Origin of the sequence: Nocardia sp. NPDC051900, assembly GCF_044452545.1 — a bacterium.
Lineage (GTDB): Bacteria > Actinomycetota > Actinomycetes > Mycobacteriales > Mycobacteriaceae > Nocardia > Nocardia sichangensis.
In genome coordinates this window covers 84,539-103,448 of sequence record NZ_JBITBU010000007.1, presented here as the reverse complement: position 1 = coordinate 103,448, position 18,910 = coordinate 84,539, and the positions used below count along the sequence as shown (strand labels likewise).

Sequence of the window (18,910 nt, the reverse complement as noted above, 5' to 3'; positions counted from 1 at the left end):
GGCGACTCGGACACGTCCGCTGGACACGCCGGGTTCCGGCCGGGCGAACCCGACTCAGCGGGCGGGGCGATTGAAGTCTGTCGGTGCCTTGCCCTACGGTTTCGCGGCATGCGGATGCTGCACACCTCGGACTGGCACATCGGGCGCACGTTCCACGGGGTCGATCTGCTTGCCGACCAGGCTCGTTCACTGACCGCCATCGCGGAGCTGGTAGCCGAGGAATCGGTCGATGTGGTGGTGCTGCCGGGTGACGTGTACGACCGATCGATTCCCAGCGCCGACGCGATCGCGGTGTGCAACCGGGGATTCGAGGCGATCCGCAGTGCGGGGGCTCGGATCGTGGCCACTTCGGGGAACCACGATTCGCCCGCTCGGCTGGGCGCCGGCGCGAGCTTCGCCGCCGCGGGCGGGCTGCATCTGCGCACCACCGTGGCCGACGCCGATCGGCCCGTGCTGCTGGAAGACGAGCACGGGCCGGTGGCGTTCTACGGCATCCCGTACTTGGAACCGGAGATCACCCGCGCGGAACTCGAAGTGCCGCAAGCGCGCTCGCACGCGGAGATCCTGGACGCGGCCATGGCTCGCGTACGGGCCGACATCGCGCGGCGGCCCGGGGTGCGGACGGTCGTGCTGGCGCACGCCTTCGTGGTCGGCGGGGAAGCCACCGGATCGGAGCGCTCCATCTCGGTCGGCGGCGTGGAGACGGTTCCGCTGGCCGCTTTCGACGGCATCGACTACGTGGCCCTCGGCCATTTGCATTCACCGCAGACGCTCGCGGAGGCGGTGCGCTACTCCGGCTCGCCGCTGCCGTATTCGTTCGGCGAGAACGCGCATCGCAAAGCGGTCTGGATCGTCGACTTGGATGCGTCCGGCCTGCGAGCGGTGCGCCGCCGGGACCTACCCACGGTGCGGGGCCTGAGCAAGCTGACCGGCACCCTGGACGAACTGCTGAGCGGCGCGGAGTACGGCGCGGCCGAACAGCACTACGTGTCCGCGGTGCTCACCGACGTCGCCCGCCCGGTCGACGCCATGCGCAAGCTGCGCGAACGGTTCCCCTACGCGGTGCACGTCGAATGGGTGCGGCCCGAGGGCAGCCCGGACCTGCGCTACCGTGAGCGAGTGCACGGCCGCCGCGACATCGAAGTAGCCCACAGCTTCCTCACCGACGTCCGCGGCGCACCCAGCTCGAGCGAGATGACCTGGCTGGAGCGGGCGCTGTCCGCCGCCGTCGCCGAACCGGAGCAGGTGGCCACCGTGGCCGCCGCCGAGGAACTGACCGCATGAGCGCCCTGCCCAGGCCGGGAGCAGGCGCGGCGGCATGAGGCTGCACAAGCTGGAGATGACCGCCTTCGGCCCGTTCGCCGCCACCACGGTCGTCGACTTCGACGCGCTCGGCGCCGACGGGCTGTTCCTGCTGCACGGCCAGACCGGCGCGGGCAAGACCACGGTGCTGGACGCCATCGCGTTCGCGCTCTACGGCCGGGTGCCCGGTGCGCGCGGGGAGAGCAAGCGCCTGCATTCCGATCACGCACCGGAGCAGACACCACCGGAGGTGGTGCTGGAGGCGACCTTGGGCGGGCGGCGACTGCGTCTGACCAGAAGCCCCGAGTTCCAGCGTCCCAAGCGGGACGGCACTGGCATGCGCACGATCAATCCGAAGGCGACGCTGGCCTGGCTGGACGGCCGAGGCGAAAACCTCTCCCGGATACCGGATATCGGCGAGGAGGTACTGCGCCTGCTCGGCATGAGCGCCGACCAGTTCTTCCAGGTGGTGCTGCTGCCCCAGGGCGACTTCGCCCGCTTCCTGCGCGCGGACAACGAAGATCGCGAGAAGCTGCTCGAAAAACTTTTCGACACGAAGCGTTTCGGCACCGCCGAGCAGTGGCTCGCCGACAAGCGCCGCGCCGCCGAAGCGGATCTGGATGCTCGTACCGACGGCATCAAGCGGCTGATCACGCAGGTGGGCATGGCCGCGGGGGTAGCGGATTCGGTCGGTACGGGCGAATGCGTCGGGTGGTCGCAGGATCTTTTGTCCACCGCGCGCGTCGACCTGGCCACGGCCGCGGCAGAAGTCGAACGCTGCCAGGCGGAATCGGCGCGCGTCCGGGAGCAGGCCGAACAGCAGCGTCGGCTACGCGAATTGCGTCGCCGCATGAGCTCGGCACGCGTGCAACTGGACGACTACGTGGCGGGCGCGGATCGGCGCGCCGCACTGCAAGCCGAACTCGACCTCGCTCGCCGAGCCGCGCCGGTCGTCGCCGCCATCGACGAAGCGCGTACGGCGGTGCAAACCCAGCGCAGGCGCGAGGGCGAAAAGCGCACGGCGGCAGAGCGGCTCGCAGCCCGCCTGCTGGAACCGGCGAGCGCCGACCTCGGCGGCGCCGAACTGGTCGACGGCGACCGGGTTCGCGATGACGCCGACATCGACGCGGCGGTCCAGCGCTGGAGCGCGCAGATCGGTGCGCTGGACGAAGTGCGCACCGACGCCGCGACCGCCACCCGGCTCGGCGGTGAACTCGACGCCCTGCGCACCGAGGACGCGACGCTGGCCCGGCGTGTCACCGAACTCGCCGCGCGGCGCGAGGAGCTGCCCGCCGTGCTCACCGCGGCCGAGGCCAGGCTGCGCGAGGCCGCCGAAGCGGTCGCCGCCCTGCCCGGCATCACCGCGGAGACCGAACGGTTGCAGGGGGCCGCCACGGCCGCGGTCGAGCTGGCCGCCCGGCGCACCGCGCTCGATCACGCCCGCATCGAGTTCGACGTCGCCCGCGCCGCGCATCTCGACGCCAAAGAACTCGTGCTGGATCTGCGTGAGCGCAGGCTGAGCGGAATGGCCGCCGAACTGGCCGGCGAGCTGGTCGACGGAAGCCCCTGCGCGGTTTGCGGTTCCGCGCAGCATCCCGCACCCGCCCAGCCGACCGACACCGCGGTGTCCAAGGACGAGGAGGAAGCCGCGGTGGCGGCCGAGCGTGCCGCGGAGGACATCCGCGATCGCGCGCTGGCTCGCATCACCGGCCTGGAGCGCGAGATCGAAGCGCTCGTCGCTCGCGGCGGCGATACCGACCGCGTCGAACTCGCCGCGGCCCTGCGCGCCGCGACCGACCGCTACGAGGACACTTCGGAACTGGCCGCCAACGCCGACGGGCTGGAAGCCGAACTCACGCGCCTGCGCGGCGACGAGGCGCGCCTGCACGACGAGCTGCGCGCATCCGAGGCGCGCCGCAGCGCGGTCGCCGCCACCGTCGCCTCCGCCGAAAGGCGCCTCGGCGAGCTCACCGACCGGCTGCGGAGCGCGGCGGGCGCCGACCTGACCATCGACCGCCGCCGTGCCCGGCTCGCCGCTCTCGTCGCCGAGGCGACCGCCCTGCGCGACGCCCGCGCCGAAGCGGTGGCGGCGCGTGAGCAGGTGTCCCTGATCGCCGATCGGGTCGAAAATCTCGCCGGCGTCGCGGGTTTCGTGCCGGAAGGCGAGTATGGCGGTTCGTCGTCGGCTCCGGGCTCCGCGTCGGTCACTACTGAGGGCTCGGCTCTGTCCGGTGGTCCGGCTCAGCTCCCGGAATCCGCCGAGACGGCCGCTTCGGACTCCGTCGGCGCCGAGGAACCGGCGCTTGTCGGCACTCGAACTCGCGACACGATGGGAGACGATGTCGCGCGCTTGACCGCCTACGCGAAAGTCGTCAACGCCGCGTCGCGTGACTCTCGGCGGCAGGCCGAGATCGAAGCGGAACTCGTGGCCGCCGACCGTGCCCGTGCCGCGGCGGAAGCGGTGCTGGCGGAACCGGAGATCCGAGCGGCGTCGGAGCAGGAGCCCGGCGACCCCGCCGAACTCGACGCGCTGGTGACGGCCGCGCAGACCGCGCTCAATGCCGCTGTGGCCGCCCATGCCGAGGCGAGCAGGCGAGCGAGTCAGCTCGAGGAGCTCGGCGGCCAACTCTGGGCCGCTGTGGATCGGATCGCCCCGGCGCAACGAGCGTTCGAGGAACTCCACGGTCTCGCCGACCTGGTCGCCGGGCGCGGTGCGAACAACCGCCGCATGTCCCTGCACTCCTACGTCCTGGCCGCACGCTTGGAGGAAGTCGCGCAGGCGGGCTCGCTGCGGCTACGCAGAATGTCCGGCGGCCGTTACGAATTCGTCCACTCGGACAAGGCAGGCCCGCGTGGTCGCCGAGGCGGCCTCGGCCTGGACATCCGTGACGACTACACCGGAGCCATCCGCCCGGCCAAGACGCTGTCCGGTGGCGAAACCTTCATGGCCTCGCTCTCGCTGGCGCTCGGCCTGGCCGACACCGTCGCCGCCGAATCCGGTGGCCTCGTGCTGGACACTCTGTTCATCGATGAGGGATTCGGCGGCCTGGACGCCGACACCCTGGACGCCGTGATGGGCGTGCTGGACGAACTCCGCGCGGGCGGACGCGTGGTCGGCGTGGTCAGCCACGTGGACGAGATGCGCCAGCGCATCCCCAGCCGCCTGCACGTCGTACGCGGCCGCGACGGCTCCCACCTCCAGGCGACCATCGCCTGAGCGCGGACTCCGGCTGCTCGGCGGTTGAGCCCTGCAGGCGGTGGGTGCACCCGGCCGTGGCGACACGCTGCCGACGGTTTACCGGCCGCTGCGTACCGGACGTGAACATATCGGCTGCACTGCCGAGCGGCCAGTCCGGACGCAGCGCATCACGTCCTCACCCGCGAGAGCCGGCCCGTAGGCAGCGGAGCGTGGGCGTGTTCGCCTCGCAACCGCCCAAACGACGTGCACGCTTCCGGCTGGAAATCAGCCGCGCGAATGGGCCACGGCGACCGTAGGCGTCCGCGCGACCTACCCGGATGAGCGGCACCGTACAGGCCGCGCGGGGGCACGCTGAGCTGCCCGGGCGCACCCTTGACTGAGCGTCGAGGACTGACGGTCGGCGATCAGCACGTTACGGCCTCGCCGAACGACAGGCTGTTGCCGTCTCGGGCCAGCACGCCGACGTGACGCACGCCGTTGCTGTAGGTCCTCCTGCTCGTGGCCGATGCCCTGCGCGGCGAGTCGCGAGACCTCAGCCCTCGTGGTCGAGCAGCCACCGTTTCACCGGCAATCCCCAGCGGAAGCCGCCGAGTGCGCCGCCGATGCGGAGGATCCGATGACAGGGCACGAAGAGGGCGGCGGCGTTGCGGGCGCAAGCGTTGGCCGCGGCGCGCGTGGCGTCGGGGCGGCCGGCGCGGGCGGCGAATTCGGTGTAGGTGAGTGGGCTTCCCGCCGGGACGGCGCGGAGCACTTCCCAGGCGTGCACGAGGAATTCCCCGGATTGCTGGCGAACGGGAATCGGGTCGATCGCGGTGAGATCGCCTTCGTGATAGGCGGTGACGGCACCGGTCACCTCGCCCAGCGAATCCCGCTGCCGCAGTCGGCCGGGCCGTAAGGCGGGATGGATCAGGCCGCGCAGGTTTTCCGCGTCGGAGGTCCAACCGGAGGCCAGCACCGCCCCGTCGGGGTCGACGAGCGTGGTGAACGGGCCGAGCGGTGTCTCCGTGACGGCGAAATCCGCTGTGACGGTGCGGGCGCTACCGACGTCGGTGCGGACGGCGAAGCTGGCGTTCATGATTCGACACTGCCTTTCGTAGTGGCGAGCGCGGGGACGACGGAAGGTGTGGCGCGGCTGGTCAGTGCCGTTTTCCACAGGTGCATGGACAAGTACGACCGCCACGGCACCCAGCGTGCGGTGTCCGTCAGATCGATGCCGAGCAGGCTCGCGCCGCGGCGGACGACCAAGTCGGTGCCGAGCAGGACGTCCGGATCGGCGAGCAGGCGCATGGTCACGTAATCGGCCGTCCACGGCCCGACACCGTCCAGCGCGAGCAGGTCGCGGCGCAGGTCGGCGGCGGTGCGCCCTTGGTGCAGCGCCAGCTCCCCGGAGGCGAGCGCCTCGGCGGCCGCGATGACGGATCGGATGCGCCGCGCCGGTCCGGTCAAAATATCGGCGCCGCGTTCGGCGATCACCTCGGGTGTCGGGAACAGCAGCGGGATCGGCCCGTCCACCCGTTCTCCGAGTGCCTCGACCAGTCGGGCGGTGTGCGTGGCGGCGGCGGCCACCGAGATCTGCTGCCCGATCATGGTGCGCAGCAATAGTTCTGCGCCGTCGACGCACCCGGGCACGCGGATGCCGGGGGTGAACGACGGGCGACCGATGTCGACCGGGTCGATCTCGGTCAGCGCTTCGCTCTCCGGCGGTGACCCCGCCCCCGCGTCCGGCAGATATTCGGCGGCCTGCTCAGGCGGCCGTTTCGGGGAGCCGCCGTGCGCCGTGGGCCCGACACCGAGTGCTTCATCGATGCCGACCGGGTCGGCGTCCAGGTCGAGCAGGTGCCGCAGCCTGGTCACCGTCGGCGCGAGGTCGCGCATGTCGTGCAGGGACAAATCCGCGCGCACATGGTCGCGCTGGAAGCTCAGCCGCGCGGTGGCGTGCCCGTGTGGCGTGCGCAGGTTCCTGGTGTAGGCGCGGTCCTCCCACAATTCCATGCCCGGCACCACGTGCGCGGACAGGAACCATTCCAGCCAGGCCCGGTCGAGCGGTTCCCGGTAGGGCAGCCGCAGCGTGAGCGAGCCGCTGCCGGACGGCGCGGGACGCGCGGGGGTTCCGGTTTTCGCGCGCTGCGCTTCGAGCCGCATGGTGGTGGGGCTGACCGCGAACACCTCGCGCACCGTGTCGTTGAACTGGCGGATCGAGGCGAAACCCGCCGCGAACGCGATGTCGGACATGGGCATCGCGGTGGTCTGGATCAGCAGCCGCGCCGTGTGCGCCCGGTGCGCCCTGGCCAGCGCCAGCGGCCCCGCGCCCAGTTCGGTGGTCAGTACCCGGGTGAGCTGCCGCTGGGAATAGCCGAGCGTGGCGGCCAGCCCCGGCACCCCGGCCCGCTCGACCACGCCGTCTCCGATCAGACGCATCGCCCGCGCGGCCAGATCCGCCCTGGTGTTCCACAGCGGCGAGCCGGGCGCCGCGTCCGGCAGGCAGCGGCGGCAGGCACGGTAACCCGCCTGCTGCGCCGCGGCGGCGGTCGGCAGGAACGACACGTTGGCCCGCTTCGGCGTGATCGCGGGACACGAAGGACGGCAATAGATTCCAGTGGTTCGCACCGCGGTGAAGAATTGCCCGTCGAATCGCGAATCCCGGGTCGACACCGCCCGGTAGCAACGTTCGAAATCCAATGCCGTGATCGTCACGCACACCACAATGGCAGCTGCGGCGAACCCGTGCTAGCGGGAATCGGCCACCAGTGCTGGGGGTAGCCGCGACCTCGCACGACGATGATGAGATCGCACAGCCGTTGCCCGGTCAACTGTTGTGAAAACTACCGAATCGGCATGTGGTGACGCGCGCCGAAAATCTTTTCGGTCAGCAGCACCGGTTGGCTGGATTGCGATCGGCCTCGGCATGCCGCTGCCGCCAGTACTCCCGCTCGGTCGGGATGGCGCAGCCGGGATGGCTGCGCCGCAGGTGCTCCACGTAACGCTGGTAGTCCTGCCCACCCAGGATCGAGTCGAACCACCAGACGCCCGCTCGGACGCCGTCGCCACAGGCGCGGGCCGCGGCGCGCAGCCGGGCGCCGAGCGGTCGCGCGGACCGATCGGCGCCCTGCTTCGCGGAGTCGCTCATTGCGCGTGTACGTGTGCCGCGCCGGAGGCGCGCGCCTTCCCGGTCGCGATCAACTCGTCCCACTCCTTCTGGACTTCCTTCTCCGCCGCGGTGGCGAGGAATCCGCTGGGCGCGAAGATCTTCGACGGCTGTTCCGGCGTCTCGGTGGTCGTCGACTCCCCGGAGCGCCAGGCGCGGAAGGCCACCAGCGCGCCCACCACCGCCACGATCAGTACCAGCACCGCGAAGATGATCGACAAAGTGCCCTGGATGAAGGTGTTGCGCACGATCGCGTTCATGTCGTCCTGGGTCTTCGCCGTCAGGCACAGCTTCCCGGCGTCCTGCGCCGCTTGGCAGATGCTGTGCTGCTTCCAGTAGCCGAGCTTCGGATCGGCGGAGAAGATCTTCTGCCACGACGCCGTCATCGTCACCAAGAGGTCCCAGACCAGTGGAATCGCCGGAATCCAGGCCCATTTCGCGAGGCCCTTCTTCACCACGATCACCAGCACGACAGTCAACGCGATGGCGGCCAGCAACTGATTGGCGATGCCGAACAGCGGGAACAGCGTGTTGATGCCGCCGAGCGGATCGGTCACACCCATCAGCAGGATCGAGCCCCACGCGCCGACCACGACGGCCGAGCACAGCCACGCGCCCACCCGCCAGGACGGATCACGGAACTTCTTCGCCGCGCCGCCGAAGTTGCCCAGCGCGTCCGACAGCATGAACCGGGCCACCCGGGTGCCCGCGTCGATCGTGGTGAGGATGAACAGCGCCTCGAACATGATCGCGAAGTGGTACCAGAACGACTTCATGCTCGCGCCGCCCAGGAATTGGTGGAACACCTCGGAGATGCCGACCGCCAGCGTCGGCGCGCCGCCCGTGCGGGAGATGATCGATGATTCGCCGACATCGCTCGCGGCCTGGCTCAGCTCCGCCGGAGTGATCGCCGGACCGCTGAGCCCGAGGCTATTGGTGTAGGCCGCGGCCTTCTCCGCGGTGCCACCGGTGAGACCGAGCGGCGCGTTCATCGCGAAGTACAGGTGCTGGTCGATGATCGAGGCGGTGATGATCGCCATGACCGCGACGAACGACTCCATCAGCATGCCGCCGTAGCCGATCATCCGCGCGTGCGATTCCTTCTCCAGCAGTTTCGGCGTGGTGCCGGAGGAAACGAGCGCGTGGAAGCCGCTCAGCGCGCCGCAGGCGATGGTGATGAACAGGAACGGGAACAGTGAACCCGCGAACGCCGGTCCGGTACCGCTGGACGCGAACGACGAGACGGCGGGCGCGTGCAGCACCGGCAACGTGACCAGGATGCCGACCGCGAGCAGCACGATGGTGCCCACCTTCATGAACGTCGACAGGTAGTCGCGCGGGGCGAGCAGCAGCCACACCGGGAGCACCGAGGCGACGAAACCGTAGGCGATCAGCAGCCAGGAGATGGTCACCGGCGAGAGCGTGAACCAGTCCGCGCCCCACTCGGTTTCCGACACCCAACCGCCGCCGACGATGGCCAGCAGCAACATGGCGAACCCGATCACGGAGACCTCGCCGACCTTGCCCGGCCGGAGGAACCGCAGGTACACACCCATGAACAGTGCGATCGGAATGGTCATGCCGATCGAGAACACTCCCCACGGGCTGTGCGCGAGCGCGTTGACCACCACCAGCGCGAGCACCGCCAGCAGGATCATCATGATCACCAGGACGCCCACGATGGCCGACCAGCCGCCGATCACGCCCAGCTCGTCGCGCGCCATCTGCCCCAGGCTGCGCCCGCGCCGCTTCATCGAGACCCACAGCACCAGGTAGTCCTGCACCGCGCCGGCCAGCACCACGCCGACCACGATCCAGATGGTCCCCGGCAGGTAGCCCATCTGCGCGGCCAGCACCGGACCGACCAGCGGCCCCGCGCCCGCGATGGCGGCGAAGTGGTGCCCGTAGAGCACCCGCCGGTCCATCGGCATGTAGTCCTTGCCGTTCTCCAGGATTTCGGCGGGTGTGGCCAGGTCGTCGCGTGGTTTGACGATCTTGCGTTCGATGAACCTGGCGTAGAACCGGTACGCGATGATGTAGGTGCACACCGCCGCGATCACGATCCACACCGCGTTCACCGATTCGCCGCGTGAGATGGCGAGCACCGCCCACGCTATGGCGCCGAGTGCGGCGATCCCCGCGAAGATCAATTTCTTGGCCGGTGTGATCGGGGACTTGTCGACCACGCCGACGGGCGGCAGATCGGGATCGGTCCGCAGATATTCGATTGTCGCCATCTGCCTACTCTCCTGTAAAACGCGCAGGATCTTGCTCAAACACGTGACAACGTAACCGATCGATGATCGCCGTCGTGCCGATTCCGGACGTCGGACGCGCACCGTAAAATATTGTTCATGTGTCGGCCGTCACCATGTGATTGCCGAACGTATGCTGCCATGCCGTTCGAGAAGCTCCACATCCGCCCTGGAGGAGGGCTGTGTTGCGTGCGAATCCCGTCGCCAGGGTCCGTCGCCGGACGCTGCTCGGGTCGGCGCTGGCCGCGCCACTACTGGCGAGCGGCGGCTGCGGCTCCGACGACGACGCGTTGACCTTCTTCTTCCAGGCCAGGCCGGAAGAGGCCAGGGTCCGGCTGACGATCATCGACGAGTTCCGGAAGCTGCATCCCGACATCAGGATTCGCACCATCATGTCGGGTCCGGACCCGCTCCAGCAGATGCTCACCTACTGCGCGGGCGGGAAATGCCCGGACGTGCTGATGGCGTGGGAGCTGACCTACGCGGGGCTGGCCGAGCGCGGGGTACTGCTGGATCTGAACACCCTGCTCGACCGCGATCCGCGGTACGCCACCCAGTTGCGCGCCGACAGCTATCCGGCGCTGTACGACACCTTCACCTACGCGGGCGGGCAGTACGCCCTGCCCGAACAGTGGTCCGGCGTCTTCCTGTACTACAACCGGGAGCTGTTCGACGGAACCGGGATCACTCCGCCCGCGCGCTGGCGCGACGCCTGGTCTTTCGACGAGTTCCTGGCCGCTGCCGAGGCGTTGACCAGGCATGACTCGTCTCGCACCCGGTGGGGGTTCGCCGACGCCTGGGTGCCGTACTTCTCGGCGGCCTGCTTCGGCATGAACAACGGCGCCGAATGGTTCTCGCCCTCGGTGCGTCCGACCAGGACCAACCTCGGCGATCCGCGGTTCGCCGAGGGATTCCAGTTCTACGCCGACCTCGCCGTACGCCACCGCGTGGCGCCGAAAGCCGCCGACACGCTTTCCGTCTCGGCCCCAGACCTGTTCCGGCGGGGCCGGGCCGCGATGGCGCTGGGCGGGCATTGGCTGTATTCCGAATTCGCCGGACACGACGATCTCCCGATCGACATCACGGTGCTGCCGGTGGGCCCGCACGGCGGTCCCGGCGCGATCACCGACGTCGGCAGCACGGGCCTGGCCATCGCCGCGGGCAGCCCGCGTGTCGAACAGGCCTGGGAATTCGTCAAATTCGCTACCGGACCGGTGGGTCAGGCGATCATCGCCGCGTCCGGGCTGTTCGTCCCCGTGCTCCAGTCGGCGATGAACTCACCGGGGTTCGCCGCCGCGCACCGGGAGGTCCGCAATCTCGAGGTGTTCACGGCCGGTCCGGCCAATTCCCGCCCGCTGCCGATCACCCCCGCTTGGGGGAAGGTGTCCGCCCTGCTCGAGCGCGGCTCCAACCGAGTGCTGCGCGGCGCCGCCACCGCCGCCTCGTTGGACGGCCGTTTCGCCTCCGACGTCGACGCGCTGCTGGAGACGCCATGATGGCAGGGCGGCGATCGCAAACATCGGGCAAAGCGGGGGTCGCGTCCCGATTGGCGCGGCGGCGCGAGCGGGCCGGTTGGGCATTCGTCGCACCCAACGTGGCGGCCGTCGCGGTTTTCTTGTTGTTCCCGTTGAGTTTTTCGCTCTATCTGAGTTTTCATTCGTGGGACCTGTTCAGTCCCATGCGATTTGTCGGTGTGGACAACTACCGGCGGCTGTTCATCTCGGACCCGTTGTTTCTCATCGCATTACGCAACACGGCCGTTTTCACGCTGCTGACCTTGGTGCCCACGGTGCTGATCGGACTCGCCGTCGCCGCCGCGCTGAATCGAAAATTGGCCGGCATAGGCGTATTTCGCACCATCGCTTTTCTGCCGTTGGTCGCCTCGGCGGTCGCCATGGCCGTGGTGTGGCGGTTCCTGTTCACCGACGACGGGCTGCTCAACGTCGCGCTCGGCTGGATCGGCATCGACGCGGTGCCCTGGCTGACCGACCCCGACTGGGCGCTGGTCTCGCTCAGCATCGTCACCGTGTGGAAGAGTGTGCCCTTCGCGACGGTCATCCTGCTCGCTGCCATGCAGGGCGTACCGGAGACGCTCTACGAGGCCGCCAAGATCGACGGAGCCGGGGCGCTGCGGCGATTCTTCGCGATCACCGTGCCGCTGATCCGGGGGCCGCTGTCGTTCGTCTTCATCATCACGATCATCAATTCGGTGCAGGCGTTCGACCAGGCATACGCGCTGACCGGCGGTAACGGGGGGCCGGAGACGGGTACGTACCTGCTGGGGATCATGTTGTTCCAGAACGCGTTCGGCTTCTACGAGGTCGGGTACGCCTCCGCGCTCGCCTGGGTGATCTTCGCGATCCTGTTCCTGCTGACACTGGTGCAACTGCGGATGGCCCGGCGGTCGGAGGTGGAACAGTGAACACCTACGAGGCGGTGCGGCGCGCGCTGCCGGTTCGACGCGACCGCGCGTTCATCGCGGTCGGCCGCGTCGACCGGGCTATCGTGCGGCGAGTGGTGCGCGGAACCGCGATATACGCGGTGCTGGTCGGCATCGGGTGGTGCGCGCTGCTGCCGATCCTGTGGGCGGTGTCGGGCTCGCTGAAACGGGACGGCGAGATCGCCGATGCGGCGTTCCTTCCGCAGCGGCCGCAGTGGTCGAACTACGAGAAGGTCTTCGATCTGCTGCCGATGGGGCGGATGCTGCTCAACACCACCATCTACGCGTTGTGCGTCACGGCGGGGCAGGTCTTCTTCTGCTCGTTGGCCGGTTATGCCTTCGCGCGTCTGCGTTTTCGTGGGCGCGACATGCTGTTCCTGGTCTACCTCGCGACGCTGATGGTGCCGTTGACCGTGACGGTGATTCCGCAGTTCCTGCTGATGCGGGCGTTCGGCTGGGTGGACACCCCGTGGGCGATGATCGTGCCCGGCCTGTTCGGCAGTGCGTTCGGCACGTATCTGATGCGGCAGTTCTTCCGCACGCTGCCCGAGGAACTCGAGGAGGCCGCCATCCTCGACGGCTGTTCCACCTGGCAGGTGTACTGGCGGGTGCTGCTGCCGCACACCCGTCCGGCTCTGATGGTGCTCGCCGTGCTCACCTGGATCACCGTGTGGAACGACTTCCTCTGGCCGCTGGTCATGATCCAGCGCGACGACGTCGCCACCGCGACACTGGGACTGGTCCGGCTGCAAGGCCAGTACTACACCCAGTGGCCCATCCTCATGGCCGCCGCGGTCGTCATCTTGCTCCCACTGCTGCTCATCTACGCGATAGCCCAGCGCGCGTTCATCCGCGGCATCGCGATGTCGGGCTTCGGCGGGCGCTGAGCGGGTGTGCTCGGTTCGCCTGATTCGCGCGCCTTTCCGGTTGCCGGTGCTCTTCGGTGACGCCCGCGCTTCGCCCTCAGGCCGATCAAGCGCCCCAGTAGGTGCCGAAGCTCCAGAGATTGCCTTCCGGGTCGCGGACCGTGAAGCCGCGTGAGCCGTAGTCCTCGTCGCGCAGGCCACGGACCACTTCGGCGCCCGCGGCGGTGGCGCGGGCGAACAGCGCGTCGGGCTCCTCGCAGACGAGATAGATCGAGTTGGTGCCGGTCGGGCGGGTACTGAACGGGCTGTCGTCCTTACCTGCCGAGCCGAACATGACACCGCCGCCCAGCGGCCAGCGCAGTTCCGCGTGCTCGACGATCGATGGGTCGTCCTCGCGGGCGTAGAGCGCGGCCTCCCGGAAGCCGAACGCCTCGATCAGGAAGGCGGCCATCGCGCGGGCATCGCGGAAAACGAGCGTGGGCCAGACGGCGGTGCGGGTGCTGACTTCTGTCGGATTCGTCATGCCTTCATCGTCATCCGGCGGACTCGTCCGGGGCTTGGACGGATGGAATCTCCTCGGCCAGCCACGCGGTCGGGCTGGTTCCGGCGAGGTCGGCGAAGTCTCGATCCAGATGAGCCTGGTCGTAATACCCGCACGTGGCGGCCACCTGGGCGATGGTGACGTAGGAGGGCGTGTGCGCCAGCATCCGGCGCGCCTGTTCGAAGCGCGTGATCCGGGCCGCGAGTTTCGGGCTCAGGCCGAACTCGCGCTTGAACCGGCGCGTCAGATGCTGTCTGGTCCACCCGACCTCCGCGGCGAGCGAGCCGACCGCGATTCCGCCGCAGGAACCGACCACCGCACGCCATGCCCAGGTGAGTTCTGGACCGACCACACGGACCGGATCGGCCAGCGCCGAGAGCACCCGATCGCAGACACCGAAACGCTCCGGCCAGCTCGGCGCGTACTGCAATCGCTCCCACAGCTCCGATCCGACAGGTCCGACGACGTCGGCGAATTCCACCGACGTGTCCCACAGCGCCGCTGCGGGCATGCCGAACAAGGTGCGGCAACCCAGCGGCGTGAGTGACACGGCCACACCTTCCTGACGACCGTCGTGCGCGATCAGCGCCGTGCTCGCTTGCAGGCCGCTCAGCACACACCGATAGTTCTGGGGCGACTGCCGTGGATCCGTCTGCTCGACGACGTCGATCGTGGGCCCGATCGCGACGATGAAAGTCATGTGCCGCGACGGCAACCCACGATGCATCCCCGCCGCGAACCCGGACATGCGATAACCGACGTACCGGTCGATGAACGAGGCGAGCGTGGGTGCCGGACGCGCCGTCACCACCTCGGAGGTCGGCTCCATGCGGTCACGCTACGCCGAGGGACCGACAGGAGTGCCTCGAGAGTTGAGGTGCGCGGACGATCGTCCAGTCCAGCGCCGAATCACGGACGACATGCTCCGCCGCGGACGTGCCGGCCAGGCTGTGCCGCAACAGCGGGCACGGGATCAGCGGCTTCACCACGAAGCGGGGGAACCGATCGTCGCCGGGTCCGGCGACTCGGGCGCTGTTGCTGACGATGACCATCCGCGCGAGGTCCGCCATAGCCATCGCCTCGACGATGGACCGCACGGCATCGGCGCGGACCCAACGCTCCGGCTGCTCTCCGCTGGTCTCGACCAGCGGTGAGATGTACCACTACAGCGTGTAGTGGACTGTGATCACCACCCGCGATCCGGTTACCGTTGCGCCTCCTGACGATTTCTGGAGGTGTGATGCGGCGGGTGCAGTACGAGCGCAGCGGTGGTCCCGAGGTGCTCGAGCTCGTCTCGGTCGAAGTCCCGACACCAGGGCCGGGTGAGCTTCTGGTCCGTGTCGAGGCGGTCGGGGTGACCCTGCCGGTGGTGCGGAAGGTGCGTGAGCAGCGCGAACCGATCGCGTTGGGCGGCGAGATCGCGGGCGAGGTGGTCGCGGTGGGCGAGGGCGTCGACCGATACGGGCCCGGCTACCGCGTGACCGGTCTCGTGTTCGGACACGGCTACGCCGACTACGCCCTGCTCTCGGCGGCCATGGCGTCGCCGATTCCGGACGGTGCGTCGGCGGTGGACGCGGTCGCGCTGGTGCGCAGCGGCCTGGTGGCGCTCGGTGCGCTCAGTGCCGCATCGCCCAGGGAAGGGGAGTCCGCCCTGATCACCGCCGCCGCGAGCGGCGTCGGTCACCTCGCGGTCCAGTTGGCGCGGGTCCGTGGCGCGGCGCGGGTGGTCGGCGCGGTGTCGGATCTCGCGAAGTCGGAGTTCGTGCGGGAACTCGGAGCCGACGACGTGGTCGAGTACGGCCAGGAGTCGTGGGGCGCTCCCGCCGACTACGTGCTGGACGCCGTCGGCGGCGATCTGCTCTCACCCGCGATCGCGGCGCTGGCTCCCGGTGGCCGGTTGATCGCCTACAGTTCCGGCGGCGGCACCATTCAGGCCTACGACCTGCTCGTCGGCGCGAAATCCGTCATCGGCTTCCAGATGGCCCGCATCGCGAAAACCCAGCCCGACGTCTACGAACACTGGCGCCAAGAACTCTGGCAATACTTCGCCTCCGGCCGACTACGCCCCGCCGTCCACGCCGAATACCCCCTCGACCAAGCCGCCGCAGCCCACGCCGCCATCGAAGCCCACGCCAACCTCGGCAAAGTCGTCCTCATCCCCTGAAACGGGCCGCGAGTGGCACATGGCTGCGGCGAAGTCCGAGAGACCCCTCCGCCATGTGCCACTCGCGGGAGAGCCGGGTCGGCGCGCCGCGTAGACTCTGTTCCTCGTGAGTCTCACCCTCGGAATTGTCGGTCTGCCCAACGTCGGCAAGTCGACGCTGTTCAATGCGTTGACCAAGAACGACGTGCTCGCCGCGAACTACCCGTTCGCGACCATCGAGCCGAACGTCGGCGTTGTGCCCCTGCCCGATCCGAGGCTGAACAAGCTGGCCGAGATCTTCTCCTCCGAGCGGATCGTGCCCGCCACCGTGTCGTTCGTCGACATCGCCGGCATCGTGAAGGGCGCGTCCGAGGGGGCGGGCCTGGGAAACAAGTTCCTCGCCAACATCCGCGAGGCCGACGCCATCTGCCAGGTGGTACGGGTGTTCGCCGATGACGACGTGGTGCACGTCGACGGCCGCGTCGACCCGGGCGCCGACATCGAGGTGATCGAGACCGAACTCATCCTGGCCGACCTGCAGACCCTGGAGAAGGCGGTCGTGCGGTTGGAGAAGGAAGCGAAGGTCAAGAAGGACCGCAAGCCGGTCGCCGACGCCGCGAAGGCCGCGCAGGAGATCCTCAACAGCGGCACCACCCTGTTCGCCGCGGCCGACAAGGTGGACACCGAGCTGCTGAAAGAGCTCTCGCTGCTCACCACGAAGCCCTTCCTCTACGTCTTCAACGCCGACGAGTCGGTGCTCACCGACGAGGCGAAGGTCGCCGAGCTGAAAGCTTCCGTCGCCCCGGCCGATTCGGTCTTCCTCGACGCCAAGGTGGAAGCCGAACTCCTCGAACTCGACGAGGAATCCGCCACCGAACTCCTCGAATCCATCGGCCAGACCGAACCCGGCCTGCACGCCTTGGCCCGCGCCGGCTTCCACACCCTCGGCCTGCAGACCTACCTCACCGCGGGCCCGAAAGAAGCCCGCGCCTGGACCATCCACCAGGGCGACACCGCCCCGAAGGCCGCCGGCGTCATCCACACCGACTTCGAACGCGGCTTCATCAAGGCCGAAGTGGTGGCCTTCGACGACCTCGTCGATGCAGGCTCCATGGCCGCCGCCAAAGCCGCGGGCAAGGTCCGCATGGAAGGCAAGGACTACGTCATGACCGACGGCGACGTGGTCGAGTTCCGCTTCAACGTCTGAGGCGCTGCGAAGAAGTAGGGTAGCGCGCACATCGTTGCTAGTAGAGACTCTGCTGGGCCCCGTCCGGTATCTCGGGCGGGGCCCAGCCGTACGGCCGGGCTGCGCGCCGGTCGGTTCGGTCAGCGCGGTATGCGGCTGAAGCGGATGGCCGAGAGGGCGGCCATGGCCGGGCTGTTGACGACCCGCGTGGTGGTCGACCCTTCCGCAGCGGATGACCACCGCAGTCGCCGATCCGGTGCTTGTGACGGTCGTGGAGATGAGGCGTGATGACGAGGGAAGAAGGCTTCGATCGTCGGATCGAACCGTTCCGGACGGAGCTGCTGGCGTACTGCTACCGGATGCTGGGCTCGGCGCACGACGCTGAGGACCTGGTCCAAGACACGTATCTGCGGGCGTGGCGGGCGCGGGAGCAGTACGACGAAACGCGCAGCTCACTGCGCACCTGGCTCTACCGGATCGCGACCAATGTCTGCCTGACCGCGCTGCAGACTCGCGGCGGCCGACCGCTGCCATCTGGATTGGTGGCAGCGGCGGATCCGCTCGGGCCTTTCGTGCGGGGAGAGCACGCCGCCTGGCTGCAGCCCTTACCGGATTCGTTGCTGGACAATGCCGATCCGTCCGGGATCGTGATCGATCACAGCAGCCTGCGCTTGGCATTCGCTTCCGCCCTGCAGCACCTGTCGGCGCGTCAGCGCGGTGCGCTGATCCTGCGTGAGGTGCTCAGCTTCTCCGCGACCGAGACGGCGGAAATTCTCGGCACCACCGTCGTATCGGTGAACAGCTCCCTGCAGCGGGCGCGCACCCGCCTGAAAGAGATCGGGGTCGGGTTGGAACCGGTCCGCGAACCGTCCACGACCGAGCAGCGCGCCTGGGTCGAGCGCTACATGACGGCGTTCGCGCACGCCGACATCGAGGGCCTCAAGCGTCTGCTCACCGAGGACGTCATCATGGAGATGCCGCCGATGCTCAACTGGTTCTCCGGCCGCGGCAACTACGGCCGGTTCATGGAATGGGTCTTCGAGGCGGCCGGGAAGGACTGGGTTCTCCAGCAGGTCGCCGCCAACGGCGGCCAACCCGGATTCGCGGCCTATCAGCGCGTCGGTGGCCGGTACGAACTGCACACGCTGCAGATCTTCACAGTCACCCCCGAGGGCATCAGCCGGAATTCGGTGTTCCAGGATCCCGAGATCTTCGCGGCTTTCGGCCTGGCGGCCCGACTCGACGCCTAGACCGGAAAGTTTCCTTCCAGCGGCGCGATGAGTTCGGATGCCGCCGCCGGCGTGTATTCCCGAGGTCGCCGGAACACTGCAGGCGATCCGACCACCAAGGGAGACTCCGATGTCGAACCATCGCGCCGCAGACGAGGCCGCGATCCAGGCCGTGCTGGCTGATTCCTACAAGGCGTGGGAGGCGGGCGACGCCGACGCCATGGTCGCCAACTACTCCGCGGACGCGACCGCCATCATGACGGGCTCGCTCCGCGACGGCCGTGAGGTGATCCGCCAGAACATGGCACTGGCCTTCGCGGGGCCGCTCGCGGGCAGCTCAACCTACAACAAACAGCTCAGCGTCCGCTTCATCGGCGAGGATGCCGCGATCGTCATCAGCGAATCCGCCATCCTGTTCGCCGGCGAGACCGAAGTTCCCACCGACGAGCGCAAGGTGAACGCGACGTGGGTCCTCCAGAAGCGCAACCATCAGTGGCTGATCGCCGCCTATCACAACAGCCCGGTACTGGCGCCTTCCCAGTGAGCCGCGGGGTGAACCAGCCACCGCACTGACTGGACGGCCCTCATCCGCCGATGTGGATGA

16 protein-coding genes are annotated in these 18,910 nt (G+C 68.8%); 9 read left to right on the top strand and 7 right to left on the bottom strand.

Going from position 1 to position 18,910, the window contains the following annotated elements; translation table 11 throughout:
• Positions 1–108: 108 nt before the first annotated feature.
• Together ACIA5H_RS13405 and ACIA5H_RS13400 are read left to right on the top strand one after the other, a co-directional pair.
• Positions 109–1,284: an exonuclease SbcCD subunit D gene (locus tag ACIA5H_RS13405; protein WP_397076161.1), complete on the top strand. Its 1,176-nt coding sequence runs from the start codon at positions 109–111 to the stop codon at positions 1,282–1,284.
• Between the two features lie 34 nt (positions 1,285–1,318).
• Positions 1,319–4,519: an AAA family ATPase gene (locus ACIA5H_RS13400; protein WP_397076159.1), complete on the top strand. Its 3,201-nt coding sequence runs from the start codon at positions 1,319–1,321 to the stop codon at positions 4,517–4,519.
• A 514-nt stretch (positions 4,520–5,033) separates the two neighbouring features.
• Here ACIA5H_RS13400 and ACIA5H_RS13395 read toward each other — a convergent pair.
• The 4 genes from ACIA5H_RS13395 to ACIA5H_RS13380 all read right to left on the bottom strand — a co-directional run bounded on the left by ACIA5H_RS13395 (position 5,034) and on the right by ACIA5H_RS13380 (position 9,883).
• Positions 5,034–5,576: a methylated-DNA--[protein]-cysteine S-methyltransferase gene (locus tag ACIA5H_RS13395; protein WP_355078620.1), complete on the bottom strand. Its 543-nt coding sequence runs from the start codon at positions 5,574–5,576 to the stop codon at positions 5,034–5,036.
• Positions 5,573–7,204 carry a DNA-3-methyladenine glycosylase 2 family protein gene (locus tag ACIA5H_RS13390; protein WP_397076156.1) on the bottom strand — a complete coding sequence of 544 codons (1,632 nt, stop codon included), beginning with the start codon at positions 7,202–7,204 and terminating at the stop codon, positions 5,573–5,575. Before ACIA5H_RS13390 ends, ACIA5H_RS13395 begins: the two co-directional genes overlap by 4 nt.
• Before the next feature lie 163 nt (positions 7,205–7,367).
• Entirely contained in the window at positions 7,368–7,571 is a 204-nt protein-coding gene (locus tag ACIA5H_RS13385) for a YbdD/YjiX family protein (RefSeq protein ID WP_379255412.1), read from the bottom strand.
• Positions 7,572–7,624: 53 nt separating this feature from the next.
• Positions 7,625–9,883, bottom strand: a complete 2,259-nt coding sequence (locus tag ACIA5H_RS13380) for a carbon starvation CstA family protein (RefSeq protein WP_379255262.1) — start codon at positions 9,881–9,883, stop codon at positions 7,625–7,627.
• 203 nt (positions 9,884–10,086) lie between these two features.
• Here ACIA5H_RS13380 and ACIA5H_RS13375 point away from each other — a divergent pair, with 203 nt between their 5' ends.
• From ACIA5H_RS13375 to ACIA5H_RS13365, 3 genes are read left to right on the top strand one after another with little or no spacing between them, the layout of a single operon-like run.
• The gene (locus tag ACIA5H_RS13375) at positions 10,087–11,397 is read left to right on the top strand and encodes an ABC transporter substrate-binding protein (RefSeq protein ID WP_379255261.1); all 1,311 of its coding nucleotides are present in this window, start codon (positions 10,087–10,089) and stop codon (positions 11,395–11,397) included.
• 50 nt (positions 11,398–11,447) lie between these two features.
• On the top strand, positions 11,448–12,323 hold the full coding sequence (locus tag ACIA5H_RS13370) for a carbohydrate ABC transporter permease (protein WP_397076477.1): 876 nt from the start codon (positions 11,448–11,450) through the stop codon (positions 12,321–12,323).
• Between the two features lie 53 nt (positions 12,324–12,376).
• A complete protein-coding gene (locus ACIA5H_RS13365) occupies positions 12,377–13,228 on the top strand; it encodes a carbohydrate ABC transporter permease (protein WP_397076475.1) in 852 nt (283 codons plus the stop codon).
• Between the two features lie 85 nt (positions 13,229–13,313).
• Here the strand turns inward: ACIA5H_RS13365 and ACIA5H_RS13360 are convergent, their stop codons facing one another.
• Genes ACIA5H_RS13360 through ACIA5H_RS13350 form a run of 3 tightly spaced genes read right to left on the bottom strand, consistent with a single transcriptional unit; the run spans position 13,314 to position 14,896 of the window.
• The gene (locus ACIA5H_RS13360; RefSeq protein WP_397076153.1) at positions 13,314–13,730 is read right to left on the bottom strand and encodes a VOC family protein; all 417 of its coding nucleotides are present in this window, start codon (positions 13,728–13,730) and stop codon (positions 13,314–13,316) included.
• A gap of 10 nt (positions 13,731–13,740) precedes the next feature.
• Positions 13,741–14,577 carry a helix-turn-helix domain-containing protein gene (locus ACIA5H_RS13355; protein ID WP_397076151.1) on the bottom strand — a complete coding sequence of 279 codons (837 nt, stop codon included), beginning with the start codon at positions 14,575–14,577 and terminating at the stop codon, positions 13,741–13,743.
• Positions 14,578–14,581: 4 nt separating this feature from the next.
• Entirely contained in the window at positions 14,582–14,896 is a 315-nt protein-coding gene (locus ACIA5H_RS13350) for an NAD(P)H-binding protein (protein ID WP_397076473.1), read from the bottom strand.
• A gap of 92 nt (positions 14,897–14,988) precedes the next feature.
• Here ACIA5H_RS13350 and ACIA5H_RS13345 point away from each other — a divergent pair, with 92 nt between their 5' ends.
• The 4 genes from ACIA5H_RS13345 to ACIA5H_RS13330 all read left to right on the top strand — a co-directional run bounded on the left by ACIA5H_RS13345 (position 14,989) and on the right by ACIA5H_RS13330 (position 18,850).
• On the top strand, positions 14,989–15,912 hold the full coding sequence (locus tag ACIA5H_RS13345; RefSeq protein WP_379255258.1) for a zinc-binding alcohol dehydrogenase family protein: 924 nt from the start codon (positions 14,989–14,991) through the stop codon (positions 15,910–15,912).
• 106 nt (positions 15,913–16,018) lie between these two features.
• Positions 16,019–17,098 (top strand): redox-regulated ATPase YchF, encoded by a 1,080-nt coding sequence (gene ychF / locus ACIA5H_RS13340; protein ID WP_397076148.1) that lies wholly within the window; start codon positions 16,019–16,021, stop codon positions 17,096–17,098.
• Between the two features lie 266 nt (positions 17,099–17,364).
• Complete coding sequence (locus tag ACIA5H_RS13335) at positions 17,365–18,327, top strand: RNA polymerase subunit sigma-70 (protein ID WP_397076146.1); 963 nt, start codon at positions 17,365–17,367, stop codon at positions 18,325–18,327.
• Positions 18,328–18,364: 37 nt separating this feature from the next.
• On the top strand, positions 18,365–18,850 hold the full coding sequence (locus tag ACIA5H_RS13330) for an SgcJ/EcaC family oxidoreductase (RefSeq protein WP_397076144.1): 486 nt from the start codon (positions 18,365–18,367) through the stop codon (positions 18,848–18,850).
• The last annotated feature ends 60 nt before the right edge of the window (positions 18,851–18,910 follow it).